The 21,422-nt window shown below is 49.5% G+C and carries 17 protein-coding genes; 7 read left to right on the top strand and 10 right to left on the bottom strand.

The window, feature by feature from the left end:
- Nucleotides 1-502 precede the first annotated feature (502 nt).
- Nucleotides 503-1,507: a DUF4124 domain-containing protein gene (locus tag EKO24_RS09160; RefSeq protein WP_241674450.1), complete on the top strand. Its 1,005-nt coding sequence runs from the start codon at nt 503-505 to the stop codon at nt 1,505-1,507.
- A gap of 49 nt (nt 1,508-1,556) precedes the next feature.
- Here EKO24_RS09160 and EKO24_RS09155 read toward each other — a convergent pair whose 3' ends face one another.
- Nucleotides 1,557-3,500, bottom strand: a complete 1,944-nt coding sequence (locus tag EKO24_RS09155) for a flagellar hook-length control protein FliK (protein ID WP_127026903.1) — start codon at nt 3,498-3,500, stop codon at nt 1,557-1,559.
- 6 nt (nt 3,501-3,506) lie between these two features.
- The gene (locus EKO24_RS09150) at nt 3,507-4,388 is read right to left on the bottom strand and encodes an HDOD domain-containing protein (RefSeq protein WP_127026904.1); all 882 of its coding nucleotides are present in this window, start codon (nt 4,386-4,388) and stop codon (nt 3,507-3,509) included.
- Nucleotides 4,389-4,468: 80 nt separating this feature from the next.
- On the opposite strand from EKO24_RS09150, the gene prmB reads away from it, so the two are divergent.
- The 6 genes from prmB (at nt 4,469) to lpxK (ending at nt 9,972) form a co-directional block, all read left to right on the top strand.
- Nucleotides 4,469-5,398 carry a 50S ribosomal protein L3 N(5)-glutamine methyltransferase gene (gene prmB / locus EKO24_RS09145; protein ID WP_127026905.1) on the top strand — a complete coding sequence of 310 codons (930 nt, stop codon included), beginning with the start codon at nt 4,469-4,471 and terminating at the stop codon, nt 5,396-5,398.
- A gap of 3 nt (nt 5,399-5,401) precedes the next feature.
- Complete coding sequence (aroC, locus tag EKO24_RS09140) at nt 5,402-6,490, top strand: chorismate synthase (RefSeq protein ID WP_127026906.1); 1,089 nt, start codon at nt 5,402-5,404, stop codon at nt 6,488-6,490.
- A gap of 221 nt (nt 6,491-6,711) precedes the next feature.
- Nucleotides 6,712-7,872 (top strand): MFS transporter, encoded by a 1,161-nt coding sequence (locus EKO24_RS09135; protein WP_162853349.1) that lies wholly within the window; start codon nt 6,712-6,714, stop codon nt 7,870-7,872.
- A gap of 49 nt (nt 7,873-7,921) precedes the next feature.
- Nucleotides 7,922-8,536 carry a MotA/TolQ/ExbB proton channel family protein gene (locus EKO24_RS09130; protein WP_127026907.1) on the top strand — a complete coding sequence of 205 codons (615 nt, stop codon included), beginning with the start codon at nt 7,922-7,924 and terminating at the stop codon, nt 8,534-8,536.
- On the top strand, nt 8,536-8,967 hold the full coding sequence (locus tag EKO24_RS09125; protein ID WP_127026908.1) for an ExbD/TolR family protein: 432 nt from the start codon (nt 8,536-8,538) through the stop codon (nt 8,965-8,967). Before EKO24_RS09130 ends, EKO24_RS09125 begins: the two co-directional genes overlap by 1 nt.
- A complete protein-coding gene (lpxK, locus tag EKO24_RS09120) occupies nt 8,968-9,972 on the top strand; it encodes a tetraacyldisaccharide 4'-kinase (protein WP_338324000.1) in 1,005 nt (334 codons plus the stop codon).
- 13 nt (nt 9,973-9,985) lie between these two features.
- Here the strand turns inward: lpxK and EKO24_RS09115 are convergent, their stop codons facing one another.
- From EKO24_RS09115 to EKO24_RS09080, 8 genes are all read right to left on the bottom strand, one after another.
- Nucleotides 9,986-13,885, bottom strand: a complete 3,900-nt coding sequence (locus tag EKO24_RS09115) for an EAL domain-containing protein (RefSeq protein WP_206667242.1) — start codon at nt 13,883-13,885, stop codon at nt 9,986-9,988.
- 2 nt (nt 13,886-13,887) lie between these two features.
- A complete protein-coding gene (locus EKO24_RS09110) occupies nt 13,888-14,898 on the bottom strand; it encodes an ABC transporter substrate-binding protein (protein ID WP_241674449.1) in 1,011 nt (336 codons plus the stop codon).
- 47 nt (nt 14,899-14,945) lie between these two features.
- Nucleotides 14,946-15,374 carry a DUF2721 domain-containing protein gene (locus EKO24_RS09105; RefSeq protein WP_127026910.1) on the bottom strand — a complete coding sequence of 143 codons (429 nt, stop codon included), beginning with the start codon at nt 15,372-15,374 and terminating at the stop codon, nt 14,946-14,948.
- Nucleotides 15,374-16,549: an NnrS family protein gene (locus EKO24_RS09100; RefSeq protein ID WP_127026911.1), complete on the bottom strand. Its 1,176-nt coding sequence runs from the start codon at nt 16,547-16,549 to the stop codon at nt 15,374-15,376. Before EKO24_RS09100 ends, EKO24_RS09105 begins: the two co-directional genes overlap by 1 nt.
- Before the next feature lie 272 nt (nt 16,550-16,821).
- Nucleotides 16,822-17,535, bottom strand: a complete 714-nt coding sequence (locus EKO24_RS09095; protein WP_241674448.1) for a hypothetical protein — start codon at nt 17,533-17,535, stop codon at nt 16,822-16,824.
- Nucleotides 17,536-17,570: 35 nt separating this feature from the next.
- On the bottom strand, nt 17,571-17,741 hold the full coding sequence (locus EKO24_RS09090; RefSeq protein ID WP_127026912.1) for a rubredoxin: 171 nt from the start codon (nt 17,739-17,741) through the stop codon (nt 17,571-17,573).
- A 26-nt stretch (nt 17,742-17,767) separates the two neighbouring features.
- Nucleotides 17,768-18,706 (bottom strand): 30S ribosomal protein S6--L-glutamate ligase, encoded by a 939-nt coding sequence (gene rimK, locus EKO24_RS09085; protein WP_127026913.1) that lies wholly within the window; start codon nt 18,704-18,706, stop codon nt 17,768-17,770.
- A gap of 343 nt (nt 18,707-19,049) precedes the next feature.
- Nucleotides 19,050-20,765, bottom strand: coding sequence for a ShlB/FhaC/HecB family hemolysin secretion/activation protein (locus EKO24_RS09080; RefSeq protein WP_127026914.1), 1,716 nt, complete (start codon nt 20,763-20,765; stop codon nt 19,050-19,052).
- Nucleotides 20,766-21,422: the final 657 nt, after the last annotated feature.

The following is a 21,422-nucleotide window of genomic DNA, read 5'->3' as shown; positions in this document are numbered from 1 at the left end:
GCAAGTATCTTGAGTTATCTGTGATAGATATAGCTAAGATAGCGATTTATTCTGAATGATCGCACCTATACTCTACAACTATATTATTTTATAACCTTGAAAGGTAGTTGGTGATTCACTCTCTTCAAGGGGTAATCGTTTTTAATTTCTTGCGGCCTTTCGTGTATTTTAGGCAAAGAATTACTAAACCATAATAGTAAGACTTTCGCTATCCTCCCGAATAAGCTTTGGTTCTAGGGTTACGCAGTCCAGCTTGCAAACAGTCTGAAAACAAAATCGCCCTGGACTTGATAGATGGGGACGATATGATCAAATGTTCGGATAAGTTGATGCAGGTGTTAGTTGATCGGCGTACAGATCAAGTATTCGACGTAACGTTGTTTCGTGATCACGGGGGCTAACATAATCTATTCGGCTAGGGGGCGAAAGTCTCAATAGAGCAAGGCAATAAAATTTCATATCTGCTATCTTTACAATATAATTTAGCTTTCTTGAAAATCACATGTCAGTCATGCAAACTCGTACCTTCTCAACCAGTATCTTTTTAGTCTTGTTTCTTTTTCTATGCGCCAATCAGGCTGTACAGGCAAAAAAGATGTATCGATGGGTGAATGAACAGGGAGAAACAATCTTTTCAGACCAGGTGCCGCCAGAACATTCTCAATATCGCAGAGAATCGTTAAATGAGAAAGGTCGTGTTATTGAAGTGACCGAAGAAGAAAAAACTAAAGAACAACAGGCCATCGCTAATCGGTTAAATGCCCTAAAAAAAGCCCAAGAAAAAATCATTGCCCAACAAGCCGCTAACGATAAGGTGCTGCTAAGTACTTTTCGTAACCTAAAGGATATGGAAGCAAGCCTATACGCAACCATGCAATCCTTAGACGCCCAGCGAAACGTGGCTCAGAGCAATTTAAAGCGTGTTGAAAATCAATTGGAAGCGCAGCAAAAGAAAGCCGCAGAGCTCGAGCGTAATGGCAAAACAGTCCCTCAAGCTTTACTAGATGAAATCAAGCAAACTGAAGCGCAAATACAAGTTGCTTATGCGGAAATAAATAAGCAAATCGAAAAAAAGAATCGAACCAAAGCCGAGTTTGAAGCAAACATCGAGCGATTCAAATTCTTAACCCAAGAAAATACAGATCCATCAAAAGCAGTTGATAAATCAGCGCAAACTAATATTAACGATAAAATTGGCCTGTATATTTGCGAAACCGACATGCTTTGTGCCAAAGCTTGGGCTAGCGCGCACGATTTCGTCAAAGCTAATGCCACAACACCGATTGATACCGATACCGATAAATTGATTATGGGGCGGGCACCTGCAACTGACGATGACCTGGCTTTGTCGATATCAAAACTTGAGGATGAGAATAAAAAACAACAGTTGTTCCTTGACATTCACTGTCGAGAATCATCGTTAGGTATTGAGCTTTGCGCGAGTCAGAAAGTGCGCGATATAAGGTCGGCATTCAGACCGTTTATTGAATCGGCGGTTGCTAAATAACAGCTTGCCCGGCTATCGCTTCACAGCTCAATTTTTAGGCTCCTACAAACTAAGCCTTATCATCAAACAGTTTTTTTCCGGCTAGTTGATTAGGTGGCGTCGGCATTATTTTTTCAGCTCCATCATGGGCGTCCATATGTCCCGTCTTTAACCCCGAATCTTCGAGTTGATTTTTCAGGTAGTCAAGGTTGTGTTTGATTAGCTCGGTCGTTTTGGTGTTCTGGCTTTTAAAAAAAGTATTAATCACATCGTTCCGGTAGGAAACTATGCAATGAATCGTGCCCAACCCCGGTGGTGTAACGGTGATGTTAACCGACCAATCGCTGTTGCCGGCTTGTTGTTTGTTTCTTTTATCTTGTTGAACTTCAATCCTGACGGATTCCGCTTGTTGCCGGTCAATAAACGGAATATCGATAACCCATAACTGCTTTGGTGCGTCTTCTTTAGGCAGGGATGTCAATTGATCCAGTACTAATTTGGCGACAGTATTTTCTGTCTTATTTTGCAGGTTCTTTAGCAGGTCAAGATCGACCTGATTTGACGGCTGCTCGCTTTGATGAGTGATTTCTTGCTTTAAGGCTTGAATAAATTTAAGTAAATTACCTTTAAAATCATCGGCAACCAATTTGCTGTCGCTTGATGTGCTTGGTTGTGGGAGGCTATCTTTTATATTATCGGCGTTATTTGCTTGGCTTGATTTTAAAGATGCTTGTTCAGGTTCAGGCGGCTGTTGCGAATTGGCGGCCGGTTGTTCAATACCAGGATCGGGCGATGGTTGTTTTTGTGTCAAATTCTGTAATATTTCCGCAGCAATCCTCTGTAATGATTGGGGGACGCTTTCATTTTTTACCAAGCCGGGCAATTCCTTAATTAGCTCGGTTTGAGACATCGGCGGCGCCAATTTGGCCTCAAGAAATAATCCTGAGTTGGTAATGGCTTGTTTAAGGCCTTGGCTAGTAATCAACTGCTCTTTTGGCGGCAGGTTCTGAATTATTTTTACGGCTATATCTTTTAAAGCTTGAGGAACGCTTTCATTTTTTAATAATCGCGGCAGATCTTTTACTAGTTGATTTAAAAAAATAGGTGAAGCTTCATGTCGCGGTAAAAATTGCTTTGTGAATTCGGCTATTTTTTCTTCAGAAATGTTGTTGGGATTCGGAATAATTTTAAATTCGGTTGTAGCTCCATTTCTTACAATTTCCAGGTTTAAGCTTTGCCCGGCCTTTAAATTCGAAGGTGCGTTAGTCAGTTGAGTTCGGTCGATAGTAATTAAGGCGGTTTGTTTGCCGCTTGCTGCCGGTGAGTCAACTTGTAGCTGGATTTTATTGCCGGCAATGTTGACTATTTTGGCATCTAACAGCAATTTTACCGGCGAAGAATTATTTTCGCCGATTATCGGGCGAAACAAGTCTTTTGCACTTACGCCATCCTTGATGGGTGATAGCATCTGCGCCTTTCCGCCATCGGCCGTGATCGCTCTAATTAGCTCCTTAGCGCTTGCACCATCCTTGATACTTGGTTGCTGCACTTCCTTGCTGTTTACGGCGTTTCCGGCATCTCTGGCAGTCGTCGAACGCATCAGTTCCTGATTGTTTGCGATATTCCCGCCATTCCTGGCAGTTGGCCGCATTAGTTCCTGACTGCTTGCACCATTCCCTCCATCCCTGGCGGTCGGAATGAGTTTTAAGCGTAATTCAACGGCTTGGTTTTTTAGTTCGGGTAAGGGATTAAGAACTTTAAACTCAACGACCGGAGCGACTTGAGTGACCTGGATTTTTAAATTCTGTCCGGAGTTTAGCGCAACCGGCTGATTGCTTTGTACAGTAACGTTTTTTTCGCCCAAGGATAAGGTAATAGCGTTTTTTGTAGCTTGTATATTGGCATTAAGCACTTTGACATCAAGCTGCTGGCCGACTTTTAGGTTTAGCGTATTTTCCAACAGCCTGTTAGCTGCTAACAGGGATTGGGTATTTATTGGCGAGCTAATATCCATAATACGTTAAGCCAGCATTTGTTGGATATGTTCAATCTCATCTTTGGCTGCATCCAGAATATTGATTGCGTCATCCGCATCTAAATGTCCTGCCAACTTTTTATAAGCCGGCAGGTCGTCTATTTTAGGTATTTTTTTTATATCGACTTTGCCGATAAAACTATACAACTGCGAAATCATCACAATATCCGAATAGCTCGACGGATTACTGTCATTACGGAACCAGTTTTCGGCATTGATGACCACATTTTCAAAATCATCGGGAAAGGCCCATTGCCGGATAATCTGTACGCCAATGTCGGCGCGCAATTTTTTTACGGTTTCAACAAGATATTTGGGATGATCAATAATATCCGGATGATTATCGGCATAAGTCAAAATAGGCACGATACCAATATCATGAACCAATCCGGCCAGCATGGCCCGGTCCGGGTCGAAGCCGGGAATTTTATGGGCAAGCACAGCGCTGATGGCGGCTATATAGCCGCTATGGTCCCATAATTCCTCCATCTTATGACGGATGACAGGCGACTTGGCGTTAAACACCGATTTGATTGCAAAGGCGGTGATAATGTCCTGGGCCGCTTTCAAGCCCAGCCGAGTCAATGCTTCGGGGCAGCTTTCAATTTTTTTTCGGCCCGCGTACAAAGAACTGTTCGATATTTGTATCAGTCTGGCTGTGATTGACGGATCGACTTGAACGACTCGCGCTATTGAAGAGACGCTTGAGTTATCGGCATTAATTGCATGGCGGATTTTAAAACATACATCGGGAATAGTCGGCAGCACTAGGTCATCGGATTGCATATGCCGGTAACAATCCGTTAAAAGTTTGTTTTTAGCCAAATTTGCGCTGATATTGCTAAGGTTGTTGTTGGTTTGGCTCATGTGGCGTTTATCTAATATTCAAACAAGCTCGCAAAGTTTAGTTTAAAATCTATATATTCGTCGATTTTACTTTATCAGCAATGAAAACAACGCCATCTGAAATTTTAACAACGTTATCAACTATCCGCGATTATATTCGCTGGGCCGCCAGCCGTTTTACCGAGGCGGGATTGTGTTTCGGCCACGGTACTGCAACCGCGCTGGATGAAGCCGTAGCGCTGGTTCTGCATACCGTTCGCCAGCCTTATAACTTGGCCGATGCGTATCTGCAAAGCGTTTTGACGTTGACCGAACGTCAAGCCGTAATCGACATGATCGACAGGCGTATCAACGAACGCATACCGGCCGCCTATCTGACTCATGAAGCTATTTTTGCAGGCTTGTCGTTTTATGTCGATCAGCGGGTGCTGGTGCCAAGGTCGCCTATTGCCGAATTGATCGAACAGCGCTTTGCCCCTTGGGTGGATGAAGAACAGGTTGAACGCATTTTGGATTTATGTACAGGCAGTGCCTGCATTGCGATAGCCTGCGCTTATGCGTTTCCCGATGCTTACGTCGATGCAGTGGATTTGTCGGACGATGCGCTGGCTGTTGCGAAGCTGAACGTCGAAAAGCATCAGCTGGAGGATGCGCTGACTCTTTATCAATCGGATTTGTTTAAAGAACTGCCGGATGTTCGCTATGACATCATTGTCAGCAATCCGCCCTATGTCTGCCTTGAAGAGTGGGAGCAGCTGCCCGCGGAGTTCCACGCCGAGCCTGACATGGGCTTTAAAGGCGGACCAACAGGCTTGGATATTGTTTTGCGTATTTTGGTCGATGCCGACCGGTATTTGTCAGAGCAGGGGATTTTGATCGTAGAAGTCGGCAGCAGTGCGGAAACTTTGCAGAGCGCATTCCCCGATGTGCCTTTTTACTGGCTGGACTTTGAACGCGGCGGCGATGGCGTGTTTTTGCTGACGGCAGAACAAGTTAGTCAATATAACGAATTATTTTTAGCGGCTTTATAAGATATGTCTGGAAACTCAATAGGAAAATTATTTACCGTCACCTCGTTCGGCGAAAGCCACGGCCCAGCGATAGGCTGCATCGTCGATGGCTGCCCTCCGGGCATGGTCTTGACCGAAGCCGATTTACAGGAAGACCTGGATCGTAGGAAACCGGGTACTTCGCGGCATACTACCCAGCGCCGCGAAGCCGATGAAGTCAAAATCCTGTCCGGCGTGTTTGAAGGCAAAACCACCGGTACGCCGATTGGCTTGTTAATCGAAAATACCGATCAACGTTCCAAGGATTATTCCAAAATCGCCGATACTTTCAGGCCCGGTCACGCGGATTATAGCTATCAGCATAAATACGGCACCAGGGATTATCGCGGAGGAGGGCGTTCGTCTGCGCGCGAAACAGCGATGCGCGTTGCGGCAGGCGGCATTGCCAAGAAATATCTGAAAGAACAGGAAGGCATAGAAATACGCGGTTATTTATCGCAGTTGGGACCGATAAAAATCGAGAAAGTCGATTGGTCGATTATCGACAGCAATCCTTTTTTCTGCCCCGATGCCGATAAGGTTGCTGAAATGGAAGCCTATATGGATGCGTTGCGCAAAGAAGGCGAGTCTATCGGAGCCAGAATTGAAGTGGTCGCAAGCAACGTTCCGCCGGGCTTGGGCGAGCCTATTTTCGACCGGCTCGACGCCGATTTGGCTCACGCTTTGATGAGTATTAATGCGGTAAAAGGCGTCGAAATCGGCGACGGCTTTGATTGCATCGACAGCAAAGGCACGCAGTTTCGCGACGAGATCACCCCGGACGGCTTTTTAAGCAATCATGCCGGCGGTATCTTGGGCGGCATTTCCAGCGGTCAACAGATTACTGCGGCTATCGCTTTAAAGCCGACGTCCAGCCTGCGGCTGCCGGGCAGAAGCATCAATCTGAGAGGCGAAGCCATCGACGTCGTCACCGAAGGCCGCCACGATCCGTGCGTCGGCATTCGTGCAACGCCGATTGCCGAAGCGATGATGGCGATAGTGATCATGGATCATCTATTGCGGCACCGGGCGCAAAATATCAACGTTCAATCGGGACTGCCGGTTTTAAGATAAGCCGCGGTTTATCCGCATCCCCGCACGCTTGTGGGGATGCGTTTTAAGGCGTGGTGCGCCATCAATAATCAAGCAAACACAAGACGCCCCTCGCGTTCGTCAAGATATTCCCAAGTTGGAGTCACTGCGATTAAGCCGCTCGTGGTTCGGCAAGTCGCCACGAGCGGCTTAATTTAACGGCAGTGGCCTAAAGCATGGGAACGAGAGAGATAAATCAACCGATGTCAATTCCATACTGGCGGCTGTCAGGTTTTTACTTTTTTTATTTTGCCACGGTGGGGACTTTTATTCCTTACTGGGGGCTTTATTTAAAAGAGAGCGGTTTTAATCCCGTTCAAATCGGCGAACTTTCCGCGATACTGAACGGCACAAGAATTTTTTCCCCCATTCTCTGGGGCTGGATTGCCGACCACACCGGAAGAAACCTGCGTATTATCCGCATCGCCACTTTTTTTACGGCTGCATTCTTTGCCGGATTTCTATTTATTCATGGTTATTTCTGGTTTGCCTGGATAACGGCGGCTTTTAGCATTTTTTGGAATGCTTCATTGCCGCAGTTTGAAGCGGTAACGTTATACCACTTAAAAACTAAAGCCCATCACTATAGCCGGATAAGATTATGGGGATCGATCGGTTTTATTGTTTCGGTGCTCGGGGTAGGGCGATTATTGGATGACCAGCCTCCGGATATTATCCCGATTGCGATTACCGTAATAATGACGCTGATCTGGGTGGTCAGCTTAATGACGCCGGCAATCCAGGCACCTCACCATCAGGCAGCCGTCGGCATCAAGCAAATCCTGAAAAAGCCTGAGCTATGGGCTTTTCTGGTTGTTTATATGCTGTTGCAGCTCGCGCACTCGCCTTATTACGTTTTTTACTCAATTTACCTGAAACATTATCAGTACACGCCAAGCTTGACCGGCTTTTTATGGTCGTTAGCCGTTTTCTCGGAGATTGTTTTGTTTATTTACATGCGCCGTTTACTGAAACGATTCTCCCTTAGGACAATCTTATTGTGCAGTATTTTACTGGCGGTTGTCCGCTGGTTAATAATTGCCTGGTGCGTCGATTATTTCTGGTTATTGCTTCTTGCGCAGTTCTTGCATGCTGCGACTTTCGGCGGCGTCCATGTGGCGGCCATTCATCTGGTTCATCTTTATTTTGGCGACCGGCATCAGGGCAAAGGCCAAGCGCTTTATACCAGTTTGACTTTCGGTTTGGGCGGCATGATCGGCAGTTATTACAGCGGTTATTATTGGGAGTCGTTCGGCGCTCAATTCGTCTATTCAATGGCGGCGGTTTTTTGTAGTATGGCTTTTGTAATTGCCTATGTCTGGGTTGGGCGGGAAAGTTCTCAAGATAAAGCGGTATTGAGTTAAAATAGAGCTTGGTTGCGTTAACCTTATCTGTCATTTTTTAGGAAATAATGTGTTTGAAATTATAAAAAGCGGCGGCTGGATGATGTTGCCGATCGTAATCTGTTCGATTACTGCCATGGCCATTATTGCGGAACGTTTTTGGTCCTTGCGCAGAAAGAAAATTATACCGCCTGAGCTCGTTGCACAAATTTGGCGGTTATCACGCGAAAACAAGCTCGACGATGCGGCTTTGCGGCAATTGAAAAACAGTTCGCCGCTCGGTTGTATTTTGGCTTCCGGCCTTGCCAATAGCCATCACGGCAGAAAATTCATGAAAGAATGCATTGAAGAAACCGGCCGCCGGGTCGTGCATGACTTGGAGCGTTTCCTCAATACCTTAGGTACGATTGCCGCGGTCAGTCCGTTGTTGGGCTTGTTGGGAACCGTGTTCGGCATGATCGATATTTTTGCCTCGCTGTTGCAGCATGGGGCCGGTAATCCTTCCGTTCTGGCCGGTGGCATTTCTGTTGCGCTGATTACGACAGCCGCGGGCTTGACGGTGGCTATTCCTAGCCTGATTTTCCATCGTTATTTTGAACGGCTGGTTGACGACTATGTCGTTACGATGGAAGAGGAAGCGTTAAAGCTTGTTGATATTCTGCATGAAGACCGGAAAGCGTCCTGATGAAGTTCCAACGTAAAAAAAGAGAGAATGTCGATATTACGTTGATCTCAATGATCGACGTACTTTTTGTGTTATTGCTTTTTTTCATGGTTTCCACGACGTTTAACCGGCAAACTGAAGTCAATATTAAGCTTCCCGAGGCCGAAGGCACCGAGGCTGAGGAGCACCCTAAAACCGTTTCGCTGGTGATTGATGCGGACGGCATTTATTCATTGATCGGTGACGACGGCTTGCCTCATCAATTGATCGATCAAAATAAGGCCGGATTAAAGCAGGAGCTGGGCAAGCTTGCGCTTAATTCAAAGGATGTGCCTTTTATTATCAATGCCGACGACAAAACGCCAAACAAAGCCGTTATGACGGCGCTGGATATTGCCGGCCAAGTCGGATTCAGTCACATCACTTTTGCAACGTTGCACCCGGCCGATTAAATGATGAAAAAAACCTTATCTCGATGGCTGCTGGATGTCTGGTACAAAGATCCTTTTATTGGCGTATTCTTGATGCCGTTGGGATTTTTATTCAGCGATTTCGTTAGATTCAGGAAATTCCTGTACCGCATTGGCGTGTTAAAAAGACATTCCTTGCCGGTTCCGGTCATTGTCGTAGGCAATATTACCGTGGGCGGCACCGGCAAAACGCCGTTAATTATCTGGCTGGCCCGCTTGCTTAAAAACGAGGGCTTCAAGCCCGGTATCATCAGCCGGGGCTATGGCGGTCAGGCCGAATCATGGCCGCAATGGCTTGATGCGGATAGCGCTGCGGAGAATGTCGGCGATGAAGCCATGCTGATCGCCAAACAAACCGCTTGCCCGATGGCTGTCGGTCCGTTGCGCGTCGATGCGGCGAAGCTGCTGCTTCAAAAATCGGACTGTGACGTGATTTTATCGGACGACGGCTTACAACATTACGCGCTGAACAGGGATATTGAAATTGCGGTGATTGACGGCGAAAGGCGTTTCGGCAACAGTTATTGCCTACCGGCGGGTCCGCTTCGCGAGCCGATCGAACGGCTGCAAAGCGTCGATTTCGTGGTCGTGAACGGGGAAAAATCGGAAGATAACGAGTTGGCTATGCAGATCACCGGTAACACGGCGATTAATCTGCTCACCGGAGAAGAAAAGCCACTGTCTGAATTTAAAGCGGTCGATTGTCATGCATTGGCGGGCATAGGCAATCCGGACCGGTTCTTTAAATTACTTGAATCTTTTGGTTTGAACTGCACAACACACAGCTTTCCGGATCATTATAAGTTCCAAGCCAAAGACATTTCGGTCCTAGGCTCCGAGCCGGTATTGATGACCGAGAAGGATGCAGTAAAATGTATGGCGTTTGCAAGCGACCGACATTGGTACGTCCCTATTGCAGCCGTTCTTGAAAGCGGTTTTGTCGAATGTTTATTGGCATTGTTAGCAACGGTTAAAGCGAAAAGGTAGCGCGTTTTGCCTATTACCGTTTTTCCAGCGTCAATATCTCTAATTGTTTAAGTAACGTATCTCGTTGCTGATAAAGTTCTGCAAGCATTGCCAGTGCTTCCGGGCTTTGTCCGTTGATCTTGAGTTCGCATAACTCGGCAGCGCATGCATGAATTTGCCGATGCAACGGCTTGATGGTAGTGAACGCTTGTTGTCCAATATGACCTTCCAAGCCCACAGTATTTAACCATATGCCGAAGCGGCATTGCATAGGATCCAGCGGAGGGGAATCGTTACGTTCGCTCTTCAGATAGCTTTCTATGGCCGCAAACCAGGCACGGAGTTCTACGGCGGCATGAAGTATCGATAAACTGCCGTGGTCAGCTATCGGCAAGTTGGCCCATTTCGGATCGGGTTGCCAAGCGCTGAACCAGCCGGGAAATTCGTGTGCCGGCATCGGCCGGGCAATGCCGTAGCCTTGACCCAGTTCGCAGCCGAGTTGCAGCAGCACGGTTCCGTGCGCGATTGTTTCCACACCTTCGGCAATGACTTCGCGATAAAAAGCATTAGCGAGACCCAGTATCCCTTGCACAATGGCAAGGTCGTCGGGATCGTCGAGCATATCGCGCACGAAGCTTTGGTCGATCTTGAGCTGTGTGACAGGCAGGCGTTTTAGGTAAGTCATCGAAGAATATCCGGTGCCGAAATCGTCCAGTGCAAAATTCACTCCGAGCTTCCGGCTGGCGGCGATGACTTGAGAAACATGAACCAAGTCTTCCAGGGCGCTGGTTTCCAGTACTTCCATTTCCAGATTGCCAGGTTTGATAGTCGGATGAGAGAGCAGCAGATTGCTCAAATGCTCGATGAAATTCGGCTGTTGCAATTGTAGCGCATTGATATTGACGCTGACCGGGATGTCCAGGCCGGCTGAATGCCAAAGCTCTAATTGTGCTAAAGCGGCTTCAATCACCCACTCGCCGAGCTGAATCGACAAAGGATGATTTTCGATCACCGGCAGGAACAGGTTGGGCGGCAACAGGCCTTTTTCCGGATGTTGCCAGCGGATCAGCGCTTCGGCACCGATAACCTTACCGGTACGCATATTCACCTTCGGTTGATAATACAGCACGAATTCGCGTTCGGCCAGAGCGTTGCGGATGTGCTCAATACTTTCGTGGTAACCGCGGACGCTACGGTCCTGTTCGGCATCGAAAACGTGATAACGGTTCTTTCCTGCCAATTTGGCTTGATACATCGCTTGATCGGCCTGGCGTAGCAGCTGGTCAGCATCCACGTCTTCCTGCTGCGGGTAAAATGTAATGCCGAGACTGGCTGAAACCTGAAGACTGAGGCCGCCGATATGCAACGGCTGGGCCGCGGCATTCAGCAAACGGGTCAGCATCGGTATGCTGGCTTCGGTGTCGGCCAAGTCCAGCATTACGGCGACGAATTCGTCTCCGCCCAGGCGCGCAAGCGTATCGCCTTCCCGCAAAGCCTGTTTCATGCGGATGGCGATGATCATCAGCAGCTGGTCGCCGGCTTCATGCCCATGGTTATCGTTGATGGCCTTGAAGCCGTCAAGGTCGAGGAAAACCACCGCCAGCCGCTGATTGCGCCGCTGTGCCTGGGACATGGCTTGGCGCAGGCGGTCGGCCAGCAGTACGCGGTTGGGCAAATTAGTCAGTGCGTCGTAGTGGGCGATATGTTCGAGCTGTTTTTCGTGCTCTTTCAGTGACGTAATGTCTGAGAACAAAGCCACGTAATGTTGTGTGTTGTTATGAGCATCGCACACGGCGCTGATGGTCAGCATCAATGCATAGACTTCGCCGTTCTTGCGACGGTTCCAGATTTCGCCGTACCAGTAACCGTTTTCGATCAGATCGTCCCATAGGGCCGTATAAAACTCCCTGCTTTGAAGTCCGGAGCTGAACAGGCGCGGGTTCCGCCCCAGGACTTCCTCGCGGGCGTAGCCGGTGATAGCGCTGAAGGTATCGTTGACGTCGACAATCGTACCGTCGGCAGTAGTAATCATGATGCCTTCGCGAGCATGGGTAAATACCCTGGCGGCTAGCTGGAGCTTTTCTTCGACTCGTTTACGCTCGGTAATATCCTGAATCGTGCCGTGCATTTTCACGGGTTGTCCTTGTGCGTCAAACTCCAGCTTGCCTAGTCCATGTACCCAGCGCTCGGCTTGGTTCTCGGCGCGGACTATGCGGTATTCCTTATCGAAAATATTACCATGACCAAGTACTTCATTTTTAAAGAAGTCTTCCATCATAGCCCGGTCGTAGGGATGGATCAGAGCCGCCCATCCTTCCACTGTACGTTCGTACATTGGGTCTATGCCAAACAGTTTGTCAAGCACATCCGAACTTTCCCAACGGTTGCTGGGAATATCCAAAACATAACTGCCCAAGCCGGCAATAATTTGCGATTCCTTAAGGGATTCTTCGCTCTTGCGCAGCCTGTCTTCGGCTTGTTTGCGTTCGGTAATATCGGTCGAAATTCCGCACAATGCGTAGACTTCTCCTGTTTCGTTGCAGAGAGGAAGTTTGACGGTCAAATAGGTCGAGATTTGTCCATCCTTGAGATTCAAGTTGGTTTCTTCGATGTTTAATGTTTCCCTGTTCTCTAGAACCTGACGATCATTGGTACGTAATTTTTCAGTGGTTTCGGCATCGAAGAATTTCTCATCGCCCTGGCCGACAATTTCATCCATCGACATGCCGAACAGTTCACGTACCGGACGGTTGGCAAAAAGATAACGGCCTTCGGTATCTTTCAGATAAATGTAGGAATTGACGCTTTCCAGAATATCGGAATGTTTGCGTTCGGCTTCCTGCAATTGCTGCTTTTTCGATAATAAAGCCTGATGCGCGGCCTCCAGTTTTCGCTTGGTCAACAGCAAGCGGAAAACCAGTAATAGGATAAATCCGCTGGCAATCGATGCACTCGCTACTTGCAAGCGATAGCGCAGCAAAACATCTTGCAGTGTAAACTGGGGGCCCGAGTCGAACGGAGGCAACCGCAGTTCTTTAAGTAGATCGGCTACAGGCGTGTAATCGGCCGGGACCGAGAAACCGTATATATCCATTGCCCGGGTAACAGCGGTGTTTTCATCCAGCAGAAAAAGGATGGCGGCAACATGTTTGGCCAGGCCATCGTCAATGTGGGGCAAGGAGGCAATCGGCCACTCCGGGTAAAGTTGGGTTGACACCAGGGCCGGAAATCCCGGCAGGTTCTGGCTATTTAAAACCTTGAGTTGGGTTATATCCAACTTGCTTTCACGAGCCATGCTTTCCAACACGCCGGTACGCACAAAACCGACATCGGCGCGGCCTGTCAGCACCGCTTCGACAACATTGTCGTGAGGCATGCCGGTAATGACCAGTTTGGCGTCCTGCGGCAGGCGAACCCCGGCTTGTTGCAATTCATAGGCTTGCATTTGATAGCCGCCTAGAGAATCGGTGCTGGTTACTGCGATGGTTTTTCCGTCAATGTCGCCCAATGTGTTGATGTCGGCTTGTTGAGCCCGGCTAAAAATCACGCCGCCGAAAGCGGTGTTTGGCCGGCCATTGTCATTGACCGCCAAGGTGGCGAGTGGCGCGGACAATCCGCTACGCCTGGCTAATAACACGTAGTGTCCGGGATTGGTCAGCACGAAATCCAATTGGCGGCTGGCGACCGCCATGTCCAACTCAGGAAAGGTAAGTACTTCTATCTCAAAATCGCGCTCAGGCATGGCCTGTTTCAAGACGCTAACCAGCGGTTGCCATTGTGCAAGGGTTTGCGGCTTGGGTCGAAAGGCCAATACGCCGATCTTTACCGGCTCTGCGCCGAAAGTTTCTGCTAGCGGCAGTACACTGCTTATAAGGCAAACCCACAGCATTGGCGTACGAATGAGCAGGTTGATACGGCAAGTCAGTATTTTCATCATCAATTTATCAGGAATTCCGTAGGTAGAAAATCGGCGCGTATTAGCGAGGTTAATGAGGCATCCTGTTTGATTAGTTCGCTCTTAACCATGATGTTCGACAGTTTACGCGCGCAAACGAGCAATTCCGGCGAGGGTCCGTCCAACCAGTGGTAATTGTTCTCCGTATCGGGCAGTATCAGACCTTTGAGGGCAGAGAGCACGTCGGCTGCGGGTAAGCCTAGATGCTTCGACATGCGATAGGCGGCATCCTGGGGATTGCGGTTCAGATAGTCCAAGGTTTTAAAATGAACGGAAATAAGATGGCTAATAGCGTTCCGGTGGCTGTAGTCGAGCACATTATTGTGTATTGCCAGCACGTCGACTATGGTATTGGCCATTTGCCGGCTATCGAACAGCTTGACTCCGTCTTTGTTCAGTAATTGACTCGCTACCGGTTCGTAGGTGGCAATAGCGTCTACTTCATTACGATCCCATACGCCGCGATGTTCATCAATGTTAACCGTTAGCAGTTTGACATCTTCCCTCGTCAACGCGGCGGTATGCAAAACTTCAGTTAATATCAATTCGCCGACCGCTCCCCGCTCAAAACCGATACGCCGGCCTTTTAGATCCGCAAGCGTTTTAATGCCGGAACGGGCAATCAGCATATCGGCGCCGGCAGAAATATCGAAGATCATCGCTACGGAAACCGGCAAGCCCGTGGCTCGGGCTTTCAATACTTCGTCCAGGGTTAGTGCCGCGCCGTCGGCTTTGCCTTCGGTTAATGCTTGCAAGGACTCTGTGGCTGAGGTCGTCTCAAGCAAACGCACTTGTTCGCTATTCAACCAGTTTTTATCGCGAGCAAGAAACAGCGGTTCGTAGCCGGGCCAAGTGTGCGCGGCGATAGAGATGGGCCGGTCCTTCAACCATTCGCATTCTGGCAAGGCCTGTGCCAGAGCCAGGCTACTTAAAAAGCTAATGAATTGGCGGCGGGAGAGTGTCAGGAAATTATTTTTCAACGACCCCGGCATTTTTTAAACCCTCCATTGAATACCTGCCACGCTAATCCGCCTGTTGCTTATTTTGCCCGCTCAATATGAATCATCGTCGCTTTCAACGAAGCCAACACATCGATAAACAAACAAACCATTGAGCTGAAAATAAAGAGTACGCTGAATACTACAAACAAAATCAAAACATCGGCGTTAATTTGATCGGTAAACCGCGAAGAGATCGAGCCCAGCATAAATATGCCGCTGCTGATCGCGCTGCACAACAACAGCGCGAAACTCCATTTCAGCACATGGCAGCGGTACACCATCGTGTTGAGCTCCTTTGCCAGTTTTTCTTGATTCTTGTTGATTTGCAGCTCTTCGTAAATATCCCTTACCCGGCCGATTGCATGAGTATATCGGGCGTTTAACGTCAGCACGAAAATGCCGATACTGGAAAATAAAACCAGCGAGCCGGTTACCAATTCAACAATGCCATCGAGCTTGACGTGCATCAGCCCTCCCGGCCGTCGATTCTGGCGCGGGTCAAAATCGGCATATAAACAAAGACAAACAGTGAGAATGCGGCCAACCAGCTTAGCGTGGATATATAGATTAAGTTTTCATACCAGTCCGGCATCGCTATCGGCAATAAAACCCGGAATAAGGCGGCGACATTGATCAATGCAAACGCGATCGCTATCGCATTGGAAGCTTTCAGCGCCCGGCCGGTATGGCCCAGCGATACCCTGGCCATCATGCCCAATGTTAAAACGCCGATACCTCCCAGCGTAAAAGCATGCAATGCCAACGACGGTTGAACGACCGAATAAGCCGATAACACGGTTAATATAAAGCCCAGTATGATCCAGCTGTAACCGGCATAAAGCACCCATAACAGCGGCACGTACCAGATGCGTTGTACGTACCAGCCGGCCAGTCTAACAATGTTTACGACAACGGCGGCAATCGCGGCCAAGGCTAACAAGGTTCCCGAAACATCGAATAATTGCATCGCGAATACGATGACGGCCGATGCTACGGATAAGTAATCCAGCGACGGATTCCTGATAATCAGCGTTCCCGGTATGCCGCGTTCGGTAAAAAAAGGAAACACGCGTCCGGCGATGACCAGTATTAAAATGATAATTGCCGCAACGGCCAGCTGGATTCCCGTTGCGGCCGTATTTTCCTGTAAACCCAGCATTTCGGCATGGATCAAGCCGTTACCTATGGCCAGCAGCAGTAACAGTCCGATCAAAGACAGGTTCTTATACTGCTGCGTGTGAATAATCGGCTTGCTGACTTGATAGGCCAGCACCGGCAAAAATGCAAAATCCACCAATGCAATTAGGGCATCGGGTAACAGTCCCGCATAGAACGGCATAATCCGCCCATAAAGCCATAACAGGCATAAACTTGCCAGTTGGTCGCCGCTTAGAGTTTGTTGGCCGGTCCAGTTTTTGACCGCCGTTAATAAAAATCCCGCAATGACGGCGACGGCGTAACCCAACAGCATTTCATGCGCATGCCAATAGCTGTCGGAGAAATAATGCTCCATCATAAAAGTGCCTTTGAACATGGCGTTCCAAAAGACAATCAAGATCAGCGCCGCGAGGCCTGCCAATGCAAAGAAGGCTCTAAATCCAAGTGCAAAAAGAGGGTAGTCAAAAATAGGTTGTGATTTCATTGCGATGCTTCCTGCCGGTTAGCGTTCGAGAATACCGGCAATTATACCCATTTCGGAATTGTTCAGTAGATGCTAGTTTTTATACCCAAAGGGCATAAGTTTCGTTTGAGCGGACAAGCCGCTCAATTCAGCTTTATATTGGAACACGGATGGCACGGATCGGACGGATTTATACGGATTTTTAAAATAGCGCCATGTTGTATTTTTAAATCGGTGTCCGTCAGTTTGATCCGCGCCATCCGTGTTCTATTTCTGACTTCTGAACAATCCGCTTATTTTTCGATTGCGTTCATAATTTGTTTTAGTTGATCGAGCACTTGCTGTTGCCGGGCCGGAGACAGTTTGCCGAATTCCCGTTCAAACTCGGCAAGGCTGTAGGCCTGCTCCTTTGCAACGCCGGCGGATAAGTTAAGGCCGCAATCGCTTACGACATGCTTAACCGTCTCGGCGGCATTTTCTAACGGCATCGCCGCCGATAGAACCTTGCGTATCATCGTATTCACGCGAATAAAAATGGACTGCCCGGCCAATATGTCATTGACGATGCGCTTGGCGTCTTGCTCCGTGTAGCCTTTGCGCTTTGAATCCGGAAAAGTCTTCATTTGAATCGTCACGGCAGGATTTTTGTCGATTTGATACTCAAAATCAAAGCCGCTGCCTTGCGAGGCGATTAAACTGTCGGCGTCTATGGCGACTTGCAAAGTATTGTCCTTGCAGACGATTTCCATTCTGAGGTTGTCGTAACGGCCGCGAGCCGGCAAAGGAGACTGCGCCACGCTGTAAGTTCGATTGTTTAATGGATCGCTTTTTTGGAGATAGCTCCAGGTATTGTCAGCGGATACGTTGACGGCATGGCAGAACAGTAGCGCGAAGATGAATCGTTGGGCGCTTTTTCCGGATAAAGTGGATGGGAAAGGTATCGGGATGGTTAGGTAACGCAATAAGCGGTTGCAGTGAGTAATTACCGAGAGTAGATCACGTTTCATTTTATATCCAACACCCTTAAGTATTTGAAATCCGGCTATTCCATGAGCTTGAAAAAACTTTTCGGAGCGCCGCATATCGGACAAGCCCAACTATCCGGAATATCCTCCCAACGCGTACCGGGAGCAATGCCGCTGTCAGGGTCGCCTTTTGCTTCGTCGTAAATATGTTCGCATTCCAAACAATGATATTTCTTAAAGTCAGACATGATTGCTCTCTCAAGTGAATAAAAATTTAACCTTTGCCGCGAGTTCGGGTTCTGGTATTGGCTGGGGATTTGTCTTTTGAAGTTTCCAGCGTCTCAAAGCGTTTCTCGATAAATTGAATGATTAAATCCGCAATATCCTTGCCGCTGGCGGCTTCGATGCCTTGCAATCCGGGAGATGAATTTACCTCCATGATGACCGGGCCGTGATTGGAGCGCAGCATATCGACGCCGCATACGTTCAGTCCCATGATTTTTGCAGCCCGCACGGCCGTAGAGCGTTCTTCGGGCGTTAAACGGACCAAAGCGGCGGAGCCGCCGCGATGTAGGTTCGAACGAAATTCTCCTGCGGTTGCTTGGCGCTTCATGGCGGCAACCACTTTATCGCCGACCACAAAACAGCGAATGTCGCTGCCGCAGGCTTCCTTGATAAACTCCTGCACCATGATATTGGCTTTAAGGCCCATAAACGCTTGAATAACGCTCTCAGCGGCATTATGGGTTTCGGCCAGAACCACGCCGATGCCTTGCGTGCCTTCCAGCAACTTAATGACCAGCGGAGCGCCGCCGACTTGGGCGATTAAATCCTCAATATCGTCGGGATTATTGGCAAAGCCGGTGACCGGCAAACCGATGCCTTTGCGGGCAAGCAACTGCGTCGACCGTAATTTATCGCGAGATCTGGATATGGCGACCGACTCGTTCAACGGAAAAACATTCATCATTTCAAATTGTCTTAATACCGCTGTTCCGTAGAAAGTGACGGAAGCGCCGATCCGGGGAATAACCGCATCGAATCCGGTTAAGTCTTCACCCCGGTAATGGATGGACGGATTATGCGAGGTAATGTTCATATAGCAACGCAATACATCCAGAACCCGTACCTTATGACCTCGTGCTTCCGCGGCTTTAACCAGCCGTGAGGTCGAATACAGTTTGGGATTACGGGATAAAATAGCGATTTTCATAAAGACTTAAGTTCTCGATTTAACACATGAAGATAAACGCCTATTTTGACATGAAATAGGGTCGGGCGCTTTAGAAATGGCCGTAAGCGGATAAGGCCGGCTCGTTAAATATACGGATTTGTAAAGATGAACAACGGGTTAGATGAATCTTGCCAAAACCCGTCAGGAAATTACCCGCTATTATGATTCGTCGGTGGAATCCATGGGTAACTGCAATTTTTAGGATAAGGCCTTGGTCTAACGGGCAGGGGCGAACAGCGGGCCGCCCCTGCTGAGCCTTGCATTTCTTGGCTTCATCAATCTGAAAGCGGCTTTAACTTTGAAATGTGGGCTGGGCGCCGGCTTAAAATCCGACGCCGATTTCCATCCATGCCCGGACCGGGTTTGTTGCCCCCGCCAGTTCCGGTGCAGGGCCGACAGGCGTGGCGATATAAGCCCTGGCATTCAATTGGCTGGCTATCGGCCAGTTCATCTTCGGGCCTAGCCAGTTGAGCCCGGCACCGGCGCCGTTTAGCGTGGCGTTGTTCTTGCCATTGGTCCAAGTGTTTTGATTGATTTGGACATAGGCGCCGTCGATAAAAGCCACCGCCTGCCATTGCCCGTAGCTGCCCGCGCCCAAGGCATGGCGAAGTTCCGCTGTTCCGATATAAGCGGTATCTCCCGATACGGCGCCCATATCGTAGCCGCGCACCGTGTAAGGGCCGCCGACGACCATCTTTTTCGATGGATCCAGATTGTCTTGCGCCCATTGACCGCTAAAGGCCAAATACAGCCCGTCCCGTTCGCCCAGGTTTTGCAGGCGGGACAGGCTCACGTTCCATTTCGAAAACGTACCTTGTGTTTTTACGGTTGCCTTATCCGCTAAGCGGGCTTCGGCAACGTCGAAATCGACCTGGCCCAAGGTCCAGCCCACGCTCCAGGTATTGACGGCGCCGGACAGCAACCTGTCCCGCGCGTCGCCGTACAGGCCCAGTGTGCCGTCGTCCAGATGCCGGTAAGTCCGGATTCCGGCGCTGGCGATTCGGTCGCGCAACTCGGTCCGCTCATAGCCGATTTGGCCGTACAGGTTGAAATCCCGGCCGCGTATCAAAGGCTGTTTCGCCCAGACGCTGCCCGCCTGCGCAGTGCCCTGGGCATTCAGCGAAGACAACAAACCGCCAAGCTCATAACGCATGGCCAGGTAAGAGCCGCCCAAACGCGTACCGTAGCCGTTCAACAGCGTTTCGTAGGAAATACGCCCGTAGTTCACGCCTTCGCCTGAGCTAAGCCCGCTCAAATTTAGCACGTCGCCGTGGTGCAACGGGTTGACAACGTTCACCGTTCCGCTGACGCGCGGCCTGCCGGTGTAGCGGTTGCCGTAACCGTCCACCGTCAGGTTGCCGTTAACCGGCGGGCTTGAGGCGGCATTCACCGACAGATCCGACGTACCGGGCCGCTCGCCGGCTTTCAATATAGTATTTGACATAAGGCCAGGAATATCCGAGAGCAGCAGAAGAGCCCGTTCCAGCCCGGCTTGCTCGATGGTCCGGCCGCTTTGCAGCGGCGCGAGGGTATCCTTTAGCAAGGCGTCGTCGGCCCCGCTATGGTTGTCGAGCGCGATCTTGCCGTAACGGGCTTCCATGATCTCAATGCGCACCATGCCCGACTGAATGGTCTGCGCCGGGATAAACGCCCGTGCCAGCGGATAGCCGCGGTTGTGGTAATAGTCGGTGAGGCGGGCGGCTAGACTGGCTAAATCCGGAAGGGTGAGGCTTTTTCCTTCGGCATCCGCCACCAGCGCGTGCAGGGTGTGCGTATCGATGTTTTCATTGCCTGAGATCAGCACCGTTTGCACGGCAAACGGTGCGCTCGGCGGCAGTTGGCCGTTGCTTTTCCGTTCAAGTGTCAATCCTGTTCCCTGGGATGACGGAGTTGCCGGTTTGAGCGGCTGAAGCTGTTGCAGCATCGAGCCTGCGCCGGGAACGGCAACATCGGCAGCCGGCGCGGCCAGCGGGGCAAGGATTAGCAATAAGGCCGGTAAGGGTTTTATGGTTTGATGCAATTTGGTAGTTAATTTCATACGATGACTTTTGTCTTGTTTTCTTTGTGCCTAGACGTTTCCGGCGTTCCGATCGCTCGATGATATCTTCCAGGTTTTTACCGGAGTCGCTTCCGGCTGCTCCCAGCACTTCTGGCCTCCATGGAGGGAAGAAATGCCGAGGACTGCCGGGAGCAGTTTCGGCCGCCATCCCTGGCAGTCGGTCGCATCGGTTCCCTATCGATTGCGACACTTCTGACCTCCATGGACGGAGGAAATGCCGGGGACTGCCGGGAGCAGTCTCGGCCGCCATCCCTGGCAGTCGTAAAACCTGGAAGGTCTGCCTAACGGACTATTCTCCGCGTAACGCCGGTTCCTTATTCATTGTCATCTTCATGCTGGGGGGTATGATTGTCAAAGTCGAACTCGCTCCTATAGGCATTTCAGTATTAGGAACGCTATTCGTTTGCGCAGGCGTCATGTGCGGATGAGTCCGGCATTGGCCGCGCCTTGCGAATCTAGTCCAACTTAAGTGCGGCGCAATAACGATTGCAACCTACGCAGGCTCGGCTTTCCTTACTCAGCTAATTCGCTACGTATCTGAGCACGTTCCCCACCGCCACCCGGACATTTGTATACGTCACGCCGCCGACAACGACGCTCGGTATAGTCAGGATGTTCGTGACCGGGTCGTAGGAA

Origin of the sequence: Candidatus Methylobacter oryzae (assembly GCF_003994235.2) — a bacterium.
GTDB classification, from domain to species: domain Bacteria; phylum Pseudomonadota; class Gammaproteobacteria; order Methylococcales; family Methylomonadaceae; genus Methylobacter_A; species Methylobacter_A oryzae.
This window is presented reverse-complemented; position numbering and strand designations above follow the sequence as displayed.